General features: G+C 70.1%; 14 protein-coding genes. 7 read left to right on the top strand and 7 right to left on the bottom strand.

The genetic code is table 11. The annotated features are described in order from the left end of the window. Position 1: 1 nt before the first annotated feature. From NKJ07_RS18340 to NKJ07_RS18330, 3 genes are all read left to right on the top strand, one after another. On the top strand, positions 2–919 hold the full coding sequence (locus NKJ07_RS18340; RefSeq protein WP_318568228.1) for an ABC transporter permease: 918 nt from the start codon (positions 2–4) through the stop codon (positions 917–919). Beyond that, entirely contained in the window at positions 916–1,779 is an 864-nt protein-coding gene (locus NKJ07_RS18335) for an ABC transporter permease (RefSeq protein WP_318568227.1), read from the top strand. Before NKJ07_RS18340 ends, NKJ07_RS18335 begins: the two co-directional genes overlap by 4 nt. A gap of 132 nt (positions 1,780–1,911) precedes the next feature. Then, the gene (locus NKJ07_RS18330) at positions 1,912–2,484 is read left to right on the top strand and encodes a DoxX family protein (RefSeq protein WP_318568226.1); all 573 of its coding nucleotides are present in this window, start codon (positions 1,912–1,914) and stop codon (positions 2,482–2,484) included. 40 nt (positions 2,485–2,524) lie between these two features. Here the strand turns inward: NKJ07_RS18330 and NKJ07_RS18325 are convergent, their stop codons facing one another. The 3 genes from NKJ07_RS18325 to NKJ07_RS18315 all read right to left on the bottom strand — a co-directional run bounded on the left by NKJ07_RS18325 (position 2,525) and on the right by NKJ07_RS18315 (position 5,023). Continuing rightward, positions 2,525–3,316, bottom strand: a complete 792-nt coding sequence (locus tag NKJ07_RS18325; RefSeq protein ID WP_318568225.1) for a hypothetical protein — start codon at positions 3,314–3,316, stop codon at positions 2,525–2,527. Positions 3,317–3,380: 64 nt separating this feature from the next. Then, positions 3,381–3,911 carry a metal-dependent hydrolase gene (locus tag NKJ07_RS18320; RefSeq protein ID WP_318568224.1) on the bottom strand — a complete coding sequence of 177 codons (531 nt, stop codon included), beginning with the start codon at positions 3,909–3,911 and terminating at the stop codon, positions 3,381–3,383. 68 nt (positions 3,912–3,979) lie between these two features. Next, positions 3,980–5,023, bottom strand: a complete 1,044-nt coding sequence (locus NKJ07_RS18315) for an Ig-like domain-containing protein (protein WP_318568223.1) — start codon at positions 5,021–5,023, stop codon at positions 3,980–3,982. A 141-nt stretch (positions 5,024–5,164) separates the two neighbouring features. Between NKJ07_RS18315 and NKJ07_RS18310 the strand changes: the two genes are divergently transcribed. Further along, positions 5,165–6,235, top strand: coding sequence for an archaeosine biosynthesis radical SAM protein RaSEA (locus NKJ07_RS18310; protein ID WP_318568222.1), 1,071 nt, complete (start codon positions 5,165–5,167; stop codon positions 6,233–6,235). A 330-nt stretch (positions 6,236–6,565) separates the two neighbouring features. Here NKJ07_RS18310 and purQ read toward each other — a convergent pair whose 3' ends face one another. Together purQ and purS are read right to left on the bottom strand one after the other, a co-directional pair. Then, entirely contained in the window at positions 6,566–7,240 is a 675-nt protein-coding gene (gene purQ / locus NKJ07_RS18305; protein WP_318568221.1) for a phosphoribosylformylglycinamidine synthase I, read from the bottom strand. Between the two features lie 52 nt (positions 7,241–7,292). Continuing rightward, complete coding sequence (gene purS, locus NKJ07_RS18300; protein ID WP_318568220.1) at positions 7,293–7,547, bottom strand: phosphoribosylformylglycinamidine synthase subunit PurS; 255 nt, start codon at positions 7,545–7,547, stop codon at positions 7,293–7,295. A gap of 215 nt (positions 7,548–7,762) precedes the next feature. On the opposite strand from purS, the gene NKJ07_RS18295 reads away from it, so the two are divergent. From NKJ07_RS18295 to NKJ07_RS18285, 3 genes are all read left to right on the top strand, one after another. Next, a complete protein-coding gene (locus tag NKJ07_RS18295; protein ID WP_318568219.1) occupies positions 7,763–8,767 on the top strand; it encodes a formyltetrahydrofolate deformylase in 1,005 nt (334 codons plus the stop codon). 101 nt (positions 8,768–8,868) lie between these two features. Continuing rightward, the gene (locus NKJ07_RS18290) at positions 8,869–9,333 is read left to right on the top strand and encodes a GNAT family N-acetyltransferase (RefSeq protein WP_318568218.1); all 465 of its coding nucleotides are present in this window, start codon (positions 8,869–8,871) and stop codon (positions 9,331–9,333) included. 56 nt (positions 9,334–9,389) lie between these two features. Next, a complete protein-coding gene (locus tag NKJ07_RS18285; protein WP_318568217.1) occupies positions 9,390–9,782 on the top strand; it encodes a zinc ribbon domain-containing protein in 393 nt (130 codons plus the stop codon). 54 nt (positions 9,783–9,836) lie between these two features. Here the strand turns inward: NKJ07_RS18285 and mutL are convergent, their stop codons facing one another. Next, on the bottom strand, positions 9,837–11,480 hold the full coding sequence (gene mutL, locus NKJ07_RS18280; protein WP_318568216.1) for a DNA mismatch repair endonuclease MutL: 1,644 nt from the start codon (positions 11,478–11,480) through the stop codon (positions 9,837–9,839). Next, positions 11,458–14,247: a DNA mismatch repair protein MutS gene (gene mutS, locus NKJ07_RS18275; protein ID WP_318570492.1), complete on the bottom strand. Its 2,790-nt coding sequence runs from the start codon at positions 14,245–14,247 to the stop codon at positions 11,458–11,460. Before mutS ends, mutL begins: the two co-directional genes overlap by 23 nt. Positions 14,248–14,273: the final 26 nt, after the last annotated feature.

The following is a 14,273-nucleotide window of genomic DNA, read 5'->3' as shown; positions in this document are numbered from 1 at the left end:
GATGGGCACCGAGACCGAAGCGCGGACTCCGAGCGGGTCGTCGACCCGCCTGACCGAACTGGTCGACTTCTTCCGGACGCGACCACGGCTGAAGAAGTTCGCCATCGCTGGGCCGCCGTACGGCGTCCTCGTCGCGTTCTTCGCGCTCCCGCTGCTCGCGATGTTGGTCATCTCGTTTCAGGAGGGGCAGATCAACGGCCCCTGGACGCTGTCGAACTACACCGACTTCCTCGGATCGGCGACGTACCTCACCGTCGTCTGGCGGACGTTCCTCGTCACGGTCCAGGTGACGGTGCTCGTCACCGTCGTCGGCTACACCCTCGCGTACAGCATCGTCCGCTTCTCCCGGCGGACCACGCTTCTCCTCCTGCTCGTGATCCTCCCCTTCTGGACCTCGTACATCATCCGGATGTACGCGTGGATCAACATCCTCCAGAGCGGCGGCGTGCTCGACTCGACGCTCCAGCTGGTCGGCCTCCCGGCCGTGGGACTGCTCTACACCCAGCCGGCGGTGATGATCGGCTTCACCTACGTGTGGCTCCCGCTCGCCGTCCTCCCCTTCTACGCCTCGCTCACGAACATGGACGCCGACCTCATCGAGGCCGCGAAGGACCTCGGTGCGGGCCCGATCAAGACGTTCTTCACCGTGACGCTCCCGATGACCAAGAACGGCGTCATCACCGGCGTCATCCTCGTGTTTATTCCCACGTTCGGGTCCTTCATCACTCCTCGGCTGTTGGGCGGGACGAACAACATCATGATCGGGATGGTCATCGAGAACCAGTTCAAATCGGCGTTCAACTGGCCGTTCGGTGCCGCCATCGGTATCGTCATCTCGGCGGTGGTGGTCGCCCTGCTCGTCGCGGGCGCGCGCTCGGGTGGGAACCTCTTCGGCGGCGGGGAGCGTGATCGGTCATGAGTTCGCCAACCTCCTCCGGACCCGGCTCGTCCGGCCCCGTCGCGGCGGTCGAACGCGTCGTCGAGACCCACGGCGGGTCGCTCGCCCGCGTCGCGATGCTCGCCGTCTTCGCGTTCCTCTGGGTCCCCATCGCCGTCCTCGTGTTCATGTCGTTCGCCGCGGGCGGCGTGCTCTCGTTCCCGCCCGAGGAGCTCACCCTCCGGTGGTACGTCGAGTTCCTCGGCAACGACACGGCCATCGACGCCATCGTCACCACACTGCAGGTGTCGGTCCCGACAACCGTCATCACCGTGGTGCTGGCGACGCTGATCGCCTACGCGGTCGACCGCTACGTCTTCCCCGGCCGCAACGCCCTCCAGCTCCTGGCGACGCTCCCCATCGTCGTCCCGCTGGTGGTGACCGGGATCGCGCTCGTGCTCTTCTTCGGGCTGATCCGGCCGCTGATCGTCGTCAACGGCTACCCCGCGGTGGTGATCGCCCACGTGATCCGCACGATCCCGTTCGCGACGCTCGTCATCATCCCGACGTTCCTCACCTTCGACCGCGGGCTGGAGGAGGCCTCGAAGGACCTCGGCGCGGACGAACTCCAGACGTTCCTGCGGGTGACGCTCCCGAACGTCTTCCCCGGCATCGTCGCCGGTGGCCTCCTGGCCTTTACTCTCTCGTTCAACGAGTTCGTCTTCACTTACTTCGTGAAGGACTCGGCGACCACGACGCTCCCGGTGTACATCTGGAACCAGATCCGCTACAACGTCACCCCCGAGGTGAACGTCATCAGCGTCGTGTTCCTCCTCGTGGCCGTGACGCTCGTCCTGGTGGCCGTCTCGCTCACGCGCGTCGACCTCCTCGCGCGGAACTGATCCGCCGAGCGTCGGCGCTTACGGCTCTGTCGCCGCGATCGCTCGGTGGCCGCCCGCGGCACCGAAATATTTGAATGGCATGATATGTCATGGTCGGGTTTCGTATTGCCGCCGGTCGTACCTTGCCATGGTATGTCCACACAGAACACGATCCACGCCGAGATCCTCGGCCGCGACGTCGCGTTCGACTACTCGGAGAGCTGGGTCGGCTACTCGCTGTTCTTCATGCGGGTGACGATGGGGTGGGTGCTGTTTCAGGGTGGCGTCACGAAGCTCATCACCTATCTGGACGGCGACCCGACGAACAACTGGACGGCGTCGGGCTTCCTGCTCAACGCCATCCCGGAGGGGAACCCGCTGATGGGGTTCTGGGGGGCGATGGCCGGGAGTCCCCTCATCGACGCGTTGAACATGTGGGGGCTCACCCTCACCGGCCTCGCGCTCATCGTCGGGGCGTTCGTGCGCTGGAGCGCCTTCTGGGGCGCGATGATGATGCTCTTTTACTGGCTCGCAGCGCTCCAGGGTGGCCTCCTCGCGGGGCTCCCCCTCGAACACGGCTGGGTCGTCGACGACCACCTCGTGTACGCCTTCCTGCTGTTCGGCCTGGGCGCGTTCGGTGCCGGCCGCATCCTCGGCGTCGACGCCTGGCTCGAACGCACGTCGATCGTCGAGAACAACCGCTGGTTGCGGCTGTTCCTCGGTTGAGGTCGGCACGGCCACCGCGGCCGGCAGCTCGAACGAGGACTCAGCCGGCACCGTCGACCGTCACCCGACGGACCGGGTTCGTCTCCATCGCCCACCGGAACCGGCGCGTGTCCCCGCCGTCGACGTCGACTCGAACCGCGGTCTCGCCGGCGCGCTGTGGGACCGGGACGACGAGCGTCACAGCCGGTGGGAGCCGGTAGCGGTAGTCCAAGACCGCGCCATCGGCGACGCGAACCCGGACGACGGTCGGCACCGCGTCGGCGTTGTGGACGCGGAGTTCGGAGCCAGCACGCCGACCGCGTGGGTCGAACCCACCCGCGGGGTACCCGGTCGCCGTCCCGCCGAGCGCGACGCCGCCGCAGTCAGGATCGCACGCCGCGGGCCGCGAGAACGACACCTCGTCGGTCAGCCGGGCCCGGAGGGCGGGGAGCTGGGACGTGACCGGCCAGTCGAACGTGCCGCGCGGGCCCGCGGCGGTGTCGACCACGACGCGGTACGTGCCCGTCGCCGGGACGACGCCGTCGAACGTGACGGCGGTGCCGCGACGGACGGAACGGCTCTCGACGAAGGCTGACCCGGCCTCGGATTCGACCACGACCGTCACATAGCGGTCCGCGTCGGCGTCGTTGGCCACGGTCACGGCTCCGACCGCCTGCACCGACTCCTCCGGGTCGTCGTCGGGGCGACCGATCGTCGTCGCGCCGTCTCCGGCCGTCGGTGAACGCCGCGGTGTCGACGGTCCGGGTGGGGATAGTCCGAACCCCGGACGCGACCCACACCCCGCCAGCAGGGAGACGGAAACGCCGAGGAGAGCGCGACGGCTGAGTGACACGGTCGGCGTTCGGGCGCGGCGGTGAAACGTTCCCCGATCGACACCGGGGCCCGGGTCGTCCGCGCTACGTCGGCAGCCGACGTCGGCGGATCTCGATGGCGACGAACACGATCACCGCGATCGGGATCAACACCAGCCCGGGAGTGAGCTCCGGCGAGGCGTAGTACCGGACGATCCGCACCCAGGGTGCGATGTCGTCGCTGGGGTATGTCGTGGCCGGGAAGACTGGCCACAGAAGGAACGTGAGCTCTCCGATCCGGCCGGCGGCGACCGGGTTCACCGCGTCGCCGAGGAGGTGAGAGACGTGGCCGAAGCCGAACGCGGCCGCGAGGTGGGGACGGTGGGGACGGTCGTACCGGCGCGCGGCGACCCAGAGCACGGCGAAGAGGCCGGCCGCGAAGAACACGGAGTGTGCGAGGGCCCGACCGCTGGGAAGTACCCCGACGAAGGCGAGCGGCTTGTCGACGACGTCGGGGAACTGGGTCCCGACGAGGAGGGCGACGAGGGTACCGCGGTAGGGGAGCCGATAGCGGGTGAGCAGCGCGAACGGGACGTACAGCAGGTAACCGAACAGCGCGTGACCGAGCGGGAACACGGTGAGTGAGCGTGTCGTCGACCGAACCTAAGCACTCCGGTTCGTGCTATACTGCCGTTCGCGGGGAGTCAGAGGCCCGACTGGCTGAACGTCGCCGTCCCCGTCGCGTCGACGGCGGCCGTCGCGGGGCCGTGTGGCGGGCAGGCCCACCAGGTCCACGTCCGTTCGGTCCCCCCGGCGGAGCGCAGGCAGACCTCGTACCGTCCGGACGCCGCGACCGGCACCACCGCACGGCGTTCGCCCGGGTCGAGACGGTAGCGCTCCGCGAACCGGACCGTCCCCTCGCGTTCGACCGCCACACGGACGGCGTGGCTGCGGTCGTCGTCGTTCTCGATCCGCAGTTGCGTGTTCCCCGGACCGCACCCGACGGCGAGGGTCGAGAAGTCGACGACGCGCGAGGGCTCCTCGGGGACGCGCCAGTCGCCGACGACGCCCCCGGCTGCGGTTTCGACCCCGACGCGGTAGGTGCCGCTCCGGTAGGTGAGCGGGACGACGACCTGCGTCTCGTGTGGGACCCGGTAGCGCGCGTCGACGAGCGTCCGCCCGTCGAGCGAGACGGTGACCTCCGCCTCGGCCGACGCGCCCGGGTTCGCGAGGACGACCTGCGCCGGCGCGTACCACCGGGCGCTTCCGTCCCCGACGAGCGGGGCGTCGAGGCGCTCCCCGTCGCCGAGCGCGCAGTCGGGGCCGCAGCGGACCGTCCGCACGACGTCGATCCCGTCTGCGAGCGTCACCGCCAGGCCGTCGAGCTCGTCGACGACCGTCCATCGGTACGTCGTCCGGCTCCCGTCGGCGGTGTCGACGACCGCGTCGTACGTCCCCCCCGTAGAGAGGACGTCGCCGGTCGTGTGCCGCTCGCCGGGGACGAGCTCGCGGCTCTCGACGAAGCGTGTTTCGCCCGCCCGTTCGACCGCGACGGTGACGAACTGCCGCGTCGGTCGGGTGTTGCCGACCGAGACCGACTGCGGCGACACCGATGGTCCCGTCCGTGTCGGCTCGGGACCCGACGCCGGTCCCGCCGGCGTCCTCGGCTCGCCGCCGCGAGCCGCCCCGCCGCACCCCGCCACCCCTGTCGAGAGGAGCGCGAGGAGCCGGCGGCGAGGGAGGCGCATGGGTGGTCGTCGCCCGGCACCGGCAAATAGCCCGTCGTCGGAGCGACGAGGGGCGACTGCCTCGGTGGCGGGCGGAAACAGGCGGAGACGAGCGGTCGCCGAGGCGAAGCCGTTTTCCCCGGGCTCCGGGTACAGAAACCGATGAGCAAGCCGACGCCCGAGGTGTACGAGCGGGGCCGCGGGATGGACGCACACAACCAGGTGATGCGCGACATCCGGTCGCAGAAGGACGAGCAGTACGACCCACACGAGCCGACGCGAGTGTGGCTCGACGAGGACAACACGCCCGACGGCGTCCGTCAGTCGCTCACCATCATCCTCAACACCGGTGGCTGTCGGTGGGCGCGCGCCGGCGGCTGTACGATGTGTGGCTACGTCGCCGAGTCGGTCGAGGGCGGCACCGTCGCGCACGAGGCGCTGATGGACCAGATCGAGGTCTGTCTCGACCACGAGGAAGCGGAGGCCGACGACCCCTCTCCCCTGATCAAGATCTACACCTCGGGGTCGTTCCTCGACGAGCGCGAGGTGCCCGCGGAGACGCGCGCGGCGATCGCCGACGCCTTCGCCGACCGCGAGCGGATCGTCGTCGAGTCCCTCCCCGACTTCGTCGCCCGCGAGAAGCTCGCGGACTTCACCGACCACGGACTGGAGACCGACGTCGCTGTCGGCCTCGAAACCGCGACCGACCGGGTCCGTCACGACTGCGTGAACAAGTACTTCGACTTCGAGGACTTCGTCGCCGCGAGCGAGGAGGCCGACGCGGCGGGCGCGGGCGTCAAGGCCTACCTCCTGATGAAGCCGCCGTTCCTCACCGAGCGCGAGGCGCTCGACGACATGATCACCTCGGTTCGGCGGTGTTCGGAGTACGCCCACACCGTCTCGATGAACCCCTGCAACGTCCAGCGGTACACGATGGTCGACGAGCTCTTTTTCGAGGGCGGCTACCGCCCGCCGTGGCTCTGGTCGGTCGCCGAGGTGCTCGAGAGAACGGCCGACGTTGACGCCATCGTCGTCTCCGACCCCGTCGGGCACGGCTCCGAGCGTGGCCCGCACAACTGCGGCGACTGTGACGACCGCGTCCAGCGCGCGATCAAGGACTTCGACCTCCGCCAGGACCCGACGGTGTTCGAGCAGGTCGACTGCGACTGCGAGGCGACGTGGCGCGCGGTGCTCGACGAGGAGACCGCCTACGCGACGCCGCTCGCCCGCTGAGGGCGGGTAAGAGTCCCCTAAACCACTGGTTTAGCCTGGTTCTGGCCCCGACAGCGCGTGTGAACGCTACCCATACCGGTGGCGACGCGATCGTCCGACCCCGCCTAACCAGTCGTTTCAGTCCGTAAGCTCGCCTTGTGGATCCGGAACGATACGCGTACCAAAGTAGTCGGCACACGTCCGGTTCGGTGGTAGCAGACGTCGCTATCTGACACCTATGTCGGAACACGCATACAAATCGGTTCACTACGAGGACGGCTGGCTCGAGATCCGCGAAGACGGGAACCCGGAGGGGTGGATCGCCACCGACAACCCAATCTGGATCGAGCTTTAGGCCAGTCCCTGGAGCACGCCCTGTCCGTCGGTCCGACCGAGGTCCGGGAGCGTCGCCCGCTCCGGATGCGGCATCAGCACCGCGACGGTGTCGCGCTCGCCGAGGATCCCCGCGACGTTGCCGGTCGACCCGTTCGGGTTCGCCGCATCGGTCACGTTCCCCGCGGCGTCGCAGTAGCGGAACAGCACTCTCCCCTCGTCGTCGAGTCGCTCGTACCGCTCGGCGTCGATCTCGAACCGTCCCTCGCCGTGGGCGATGGGGAGTTCGACGACCTCGCCCTCCTCGTAGGCCCGCGTCCACGGCGTGTCGGCTCGTTCGACCCGGAGGAAGACGTGTTCACACTGAAAGCGCGCGCTCCGGTTCGTGGTGAACGCGCCCTCGGTGAGCCCCGACTCACAGCCGATCTGTGCGCCGTTGCAGATGCCGAGCACCGGGACGCCCGCCGCGGCGCGCTCGCGGACCTCGGCCATGATCGGCGCGCGGGCGGCCATCGCCCCCGCACGGAGGTAGTCGCCGTAGGAGAACCCGCCGGGGACGACGATACCCGTGGTGTCGTCGGGAAGCCCGTCCTCGTGCCAGACGCGTCGCGCCTCGATGCCGAGGTGTGCGAGCGCCTGGACGGCGTCGCGGTCGCAGTTCGACCCGCCGAACTGGACGACGGCGACGGTCACCGCCGAACCCTCCGTGTGACGGAATTAAGCGTCGCCGTCGCAGACGAGACGGTCATTCCGCCTCCGCGACCTCCACGTCGTAGTCGTGGATGGTCGGGTTGGCGAGCAGTCGTTCGGCCATCTCGTCGGCTCGTTCGGCGGCGGCGTCGGTCGAGTCGGCGTCGAGGTCGATCTCGAACCGGTCGGCCGAACGGAGGGCGTCGAGCTCGAACCCGAGGCGTTCGAGCGCGCGTTTCGTCGTCTCGGCCTCCGGATCGAGCACGCCACGCTTGAGGCGGACGGTGACCGTCGCGGTGTAGGCAGTCATCGAGTGGGGGTGCGCGGTCATGCGCAAAAGCCGTTTTGGAGTCGTGCCGATATGCACGTTCGAGTATACCACCCCGAACTCGAACGGACTCGTCTCGGTGGCCCGCCGACGCGACAGTCGCTCCCCGAAGCGGGCCTTCCGAGAAGCGGAAGCGGTTTAGGTACGCACCGGTTCATCGCGGATATGTTCGGTCTCGAACGGCCAGAGGTGACCGTATGACGCGTGAATACACCGAAATCACGGTCATCGGAGGAGACAAGACCGGAATCGTCGCGAAAGTCACCAACCTGCTGTTCGAGCGCGGAATCAACATCGAGGACATCGACCAGGCGGTCCGCGACGGCGTCTTCCGGATGACGCTCCACGCCGACACCTCCGGGATGGTCTGTACGGAGGCGACCCTGCGCGACGCGCTGGCGGAACTCGGCGAGCGGATGGACGTCGACGTGCAGGTCCGGTTCCCCGCCGACCGCGAGACGAAACGCATCGCGGTGCTCGTCACGCGGGAGTCACACTGTCTCGAAGCGCTGTTCGAGGCGCGGACCGCCGGCGAATTGGACGCGGATATCTCGGTCGTCATCGGCAACCACGACGACCTCCGGCCGCTCGCGGACGAACACGGCGTCCCGTTCCACGACGTCGGTGACGAGAAGGGCTCGCCCGACGAGGCCGAGCTTCTCCGACTCCTCGACGAGTACGACACGGACCTCGTCGTCCTCGCGCGGTACATCCGGATCCTCTCGCCGAACGTCGTTTTCCGGTACGAGGACCGGATCATCAACGTCCACCCCTCCCTGCTCCCGTCGTTCCCCGGGGCAGCGGCGTACCGACAGGCGCGGGAGGCGGGCGTCCGGATCGCCGGCGTCACGGCCCACTACGTGACGACCGACCTCGACCAGGGGCCGATCATCACCCAGCGAGCGTTCGACGTGCCCGACGACGCCTCGGTCGCGGCGCTGAAAGAGCGGGGACAGCCGCTCGAAGCCGAGGCGCTCCTCGAAGCGGTGAAGCTCCACCTCGACGATGCCGTGAGCGTTCACCGCGGCCGCACCAGCCTGCGCGACGGCGTCGACGGGAGCGCGTACCGACTCGGCCTCGGCGACGTCGAGACGCCCGACGGCCCCGTCGACGGGCTCGACGCGGCGCTGGACGGCGCGACGGAGACGGACGCCGGCGACACGGAGGACGACGCGGAACCCAGACCCACGTCGGGCAACTGATCGCGGAAGCGGGGGGCCGCCCGAGCCCCCAGGCCGACTCCGTTCTCGTTCCCGAGAAATCGAGCGGGTGATTGATACCACCGGGACCCGACGACCACGCCATGACCCGCGACATCGACGCCGACGTCGTCTACGGAATCCCCGACGGAGGCGTCGACGACGTGATCCGGCTCCTCCGCTCGACGGGATGGGCCGCCGACCGCGACCGCGACGGCGTCCGCCGGATGCTAGATCACACCGACGTCGTCGTCTGTCTCGTCCGCGAGGTGGTGAGCGGCCGCACCCGCGACCACGAGGTGGTCGCCTTCGCCCGCGCGCTCACCGACACGGAGTACCGCGCGTTCGTCGAGGACGTCGTCGTCGGCGTCCCCTACCGCGGCCGGGGGCTCGGCACGACCCTGATCGAGGCGGTCTGCGACCACCCGTCGGTGGCCGGCGTCGAGCAGGTCGTCCTGGAGTGCCGGGGCGAACTCGTCGACTTCTACGAACAGTTCGGCTTCGAGCCCGTGCCCGCGGAGGCGGTCTTGATGAAGCGCGAACGCGACGCGAACCGGAGCGGCGGATGAGCGGGAAGACGGGGCCGTCCCACCAGCGATAAGCCGGTGTGGCCCGACGTCGGCGTATGGGCGAGAACCGGTCGCTCGACGATTTCCTCCACGGCGAGGGGGACGACGGCGTCGCGGACGAGGACCCAGCGAGCAAGCGTTCGACCGCGACGACGGCCGCGGCTGCCGACGCGGGAGCTGGAGCGGAACCGACCGACACTGGCGAGACCGACGAAAGCGCCGCGGAGCGAACGGAGGAGTCGACCGGGGATACCGGCAGGGAAGCCGTCGAAGCCGATAGCGAGGCCGACTCGGCTCACGACGGCGATGACGCGCCGAGTGTCGACCCGCCACGGGCGACCTACCGGTGGTCGGCCGACGGCGACGGCTGCCCGGCCTGTGGGGCGACCGTCGACCGGCAGTGGCGCGACGGCGACCGGTTCGTCTGTGCGGACTGCAAGGACTGGTAGCCGACGGCCCGCGCCCTCACTGGCGGTCGCCGGACCCGTCCGTCGGTCCGCGGCTCAGCCGAACCGCGTGTTCCCGCGCTCGAACCCGCGGACGAGCGTCTCCTCGCCGATCGAGAGAACGGTCGGCCGCCCGTGCGGGCAGGCGTACGGCTGGTCGCACGCGCCGAGGCGGTCGAGCAGTCTCTCCGCCGCCGCCGCGGAGAGCGCGTCGCCGGCCTTCAGAGAGGGGTGACACGCCATCTCCTTCAGGAGGTCGTCGCGGGCGTCCGCGGGGCGTTCGCCGCCCCGATCGAGGGTCGCGAGGACCTCACGGAGCGACGCCGGTGCGGCGGTCCGCCCGAGCGGGGCCGGGACGGCGCTGACGCGGATCGTCCCGCCGCCGAACGGCGATGCGTCGTACCCGAGCGCCCGGAGTTCGTCCCCGCGTGACTCGACCAGCGCCGCCTCCGCGGGCGTGACCGACAGCGTCGCCGGCGGGTCGACGGCCTGCGACGGGACCGAGCCCACGGCGGCCCGGAGCCGCTCGTAGTTGACGCGCTCGTGGGCCGCGTGCTGGTCGACGACGAGCAGTTCGTCGCCGGCGGCACAGAGCAGGTACAGGTCGCGGAAGCCGCCGATGACCGACGCGTCGGCGAGCCGCGACTCACCCTCGACCGGTTCCAGCGTCGCGTCGAGGTCCATCGCCACCTCGCCGCTCCGGCGGAGGTCGGCCGTCGAGAGCGCGTCGGCGACGGCGCGTTCGACCCGATCGGCCACGCCCTCGTCGCGGAACGCCACCGCGGCCTTCGCGGGGTGGACGTTGTGGTCAACCGCGTCGGGCGGGACGGTGATCGACACGACGGCGATCGGTGCCCGGTTCGAGGGGAGGAGCGAACCGTAGCCCGCGACGACGGCCCGCCGGAGCGACTCGTCCGCGAGCGGGCGGCCGTTGACCGCGACGTGGACGTGATCGCGCGTGGCGCGGGTGACCGACGGGTAACAGAGGACGCCCTCGACGCCCGTCTCTGTCCCGTCGGCCGAGCCGGCGGCGAACGAAAAGTGCGTGCACTGGCCGGCGACCGTCCGGTCGTACACCCCGAGGAGCGCGTCTGTCCAGCCGGTGCCAGGCGTCGAGAACGTCTCGCGGCCGTCGTGCGACAGCGAGAACCCGACGTCGGGGTGACAGAGCGCGTACCGCGAGAGCAGCTTCGAGACGCGCGCGAACTCGGCCTTCGCGGAGCCGAGGTGTTTCCGACGGGCGGGCCGGTTGTAAAAGAGGTCGGCGACCTGGACAGTCGTCCCCCGCGCGCGGCCGGCGGGAGCGGTCTCGATCCCGTCGTCGGAGACGCGGACGCGCGTCCCCCGCGGCCCGCCGTCGTTCGTCGTCAACTCGAGGCTGGCGACGGCGACGATACTGGGTAAGGCCTCGCCGCGGAAGCCGAGCGTCGAAACGCGCTCGACGTCGGCCGGGCCGGAGAGCTTCGACGTGGTGTGACGCTCGACCGCGAGCGCGGCGTCGTCGCTGTCCATCCCGTGGCCGTCGTCGCGGACCCAGATTCGCTCGGTCCCGTCGCCCTCGACGGCGACCGACACCCGTGAGGCGTCGGCGTCGAGGCTGTTCTCGACGAGTTCTCGTACCACTGACGACGGGCGAGTGACGACCTCGCCGGCGGCGATCTTCCGTCTGGTTTCGGTCTCAAGTCTCCTGATTCGCGTCATCGAGTCTCCGCTGGAGTTCGTGGAGGAGGGCGAGCGCGTCCATCGGCGTCGTGCGCGCGACGTCGACGGCTCGGACATCGGCGAGAACCTCGTTGACGACGTGGTTCGAGTCGTCGCCCGGCTCTCGCGACGGGTCGGGCAGTGGCGCTGACTTCGCGCGGCCATCGCCCTGTTGGGAAGGACCCCCAAAGGCCTTTTCGGCTGGGTCGATCCCCTCCTGGGCCGTCGCCGTCCGTTCGCGTCGCCGATCCTGCCCGTTCGTCGTCCCGGCCTGTGCTCCCCCTGGCCGCGCGTCGGTCGCCGCCGGGGCGTCCCGCGGCGGCGTCTCGACCGGCGCGGATTTCGTCTGTTCTTCGGCGGCCTCGGCGCGCTCAACCAGCGCCCGGGCGCGTTCGACCACCCGGTCGGGGACGCCCGCGAGCCGGGCCACCTCGATACCGTACGACGACGACGACGGCCCTGCGGCGACGCGGTGGAGGAACGTCACGTCGTCGCCGTCGCGGTCCGCGGTGAAGTGGAGGGTGAACACGCCCTCGTGGTCCTCGGCGAGGTCCGTGAGTTCGTGGTAGTGCGTCGCGAAGAGCGTCGTCGCGCCGACCTCGTCGTGGAGGAACTCGGTCGTCGCACGGGCGATCGCGAGGCCGTCGGTCGTCGAGGTCCCCCGCCCCACCTCGTCGAGGAGGACGAGCGACCGCTCCGTCGCCCCGTGGAGCACCTCGGTGAGTTCGGCCATCTCGCGCATGAACGTCGACTGGCCGCCGGCGATGTCGTCCGACGCCCCGACGCGGGTGAAGACGCGGTCGACCACGCGGAGTCGCGCCCGGGAGGCGGGGACGAAACTCCCCGCCTGTGCCATGAGACAGGTGAGTGCGATCTGCCGCATGTACGTCGACTTGCCCGACATGTTCGGGCCGGTGACGAGCGCGATCCGTCCAGTGGAAAAGTCGACGTCGTTCGGGACGAACTCCGTCGTCCGTTCGACGACTGGGTGCCGACCGCCCTCGATCTCGATGGCGTCGGTCCCGAACGTCGGCCGTGCGTAGTCGTGTTCGACCGCACAGGCGGCGAACGTCGCCAGCACGTCGAGCGTCGCGAGCACGTCCGCGAGCTCTTGGAGTCGTTCGGTCTCCGCGGCGACCGACGAGCGGACCTCGCAGAACACCTCGTATTCGAGGGAATCGGCCCGTTCCGAGGCCGAGATGATCTCGTCCTCGCGGCGCTTCAGTTCGGGCGTATAGAAGCGCTCGGAGTTCTTCAACGTCTGCCGCCGCGTATACTCGTCGGGGACGCGGTCGAGGTTCGGGTTCGTCACCTCGATGTAGTAGCCGTGGACCTGCGTGTAGCCGACGTCGAGCGAGTCGATCCCCGTCCGCTCGCGTTCGCGCGCTTCGAGCTTCGACACCCACTCGCGCCCCTCGCGTTCGGTCGCTCGGAGATCGTCCAACTCGGAATCGAATCCCTCGCGGACGACGCCGCCCTCGGTGATCTCCTGGGGCGGGTCGGCGACGATCGCCTCCTCGACGAGCGCGCGGACGTCCGCGCAGTCGTCGAGGCGCTCTTGGAGGGTTCGGAGTCGGGTCGCGTCGTGGGCGGCGGCGACCGACGCGAGCGCCTCGCGCACGTCGGGGACGACCGCGAGCGTCGTCGCGAGGGCGCGGAGGTCGCGGGCGTTGGCCCGCTCGCGCGAGACGCGTCCGACGAGCCGTTCGAGGTCGTACACCTCCCGGAGGCGCTCCCGGAGCGTCTCGCGATCGACCCCCTCCGTCGAGAGCGCCTCGACCGCGTCGAGCCGGGCCTCACACTCGGCGTGGTCGACGCTCGGTCGCCGGAGCCACGTCTCCAGGCGGCGGCGACCGAGCGCGCACGCGGTGTCGTCGAGCGTCCCCATCAGCGTCCGGCCCGACAGCGACCGAGAGTCGAACAGTTCGAGACTCCGAAGGGCCGTGGCGTCCAGCCGCATGGATTCGCGGGGGTCGAACCGCGTCACCCGCGAGACGTAGTCGAGCCGGTCGCCACCCTGGGTGTACTCGGCGTACGCGAGCGCCGCCCCGGCCGCGCGGATCTCCGCGTCGCCGTCGAGCACCGCGTCCGGGCGGGCGTACGCCGCCAGTCGGTCGCGGGCGGCGTCGAGGCTGAACGCCCTCGGATCGAACGACGTCCGCATCGCCTCGCCCGCGACCGGCGTCGCGTCGAGGTCGACCTCGGGCGCGGTGAGCAGTTCCGCGGGGGCGAGCCGTTCGATCTCTTCGCGGACCGTTGCCCGGTCACCGCTCGTCACCAGACACTCGCCGGTCGAGACGTCGACGACCGCGAAGCCGTACGTCGCCGTGGCCGCGTTCGCTCCGTCGCCGTCGCCGCCCCCGCGGACGACCGCCCCGAGGTAGTTCGCGGTGCTCCCCGCCAGGAGTTCGTCGTCGACGAGCGTCCCCGGAGTGATCACCTGCGTGACGGCGCGGTCGACGAGCCCCGAGGCCTCCTCGGCCGGTTCGATCTGGTCGGCGAGCGCGACGCGGTAGCCGGCGTCGAGCAGTCGGTCGACGTACGAGGCGGCGTTGTCGATCGGGACGCCCGCCATCGGATAGCGCCCGGTCGAATCCTCGCGCTTCGTGAGCGTCACCTCACAGACCCGCGCGACGGTCTCGGCGGCCTGACAGAAGGCCTCGTAGAAGTCGCCGACCTGGAACAACACGAGCGCGTCGTCGTGGGCCTCGCAGAGATCGGTGTACTGCGCCATCATCGGCGTCAGGTCCTCGCGAACGTCGAGCATCGCGGCGGGGGCACCGAGTGCCGGGT

Source organism: Salinigranum marinum (genome assembly GCF_024228675.1).
Classification (GTDB): Archaea; Halobacteriota; Halobacteria; order Halobacteriales; family Haloferacaceae; genus Salinigranum; species Salinigranum marinum.
The sequence above is the reverse complement of the archived record's forward strand: the minus strand, read 5'-3'. Positions and strand labels throughout refer to the sequence as shown.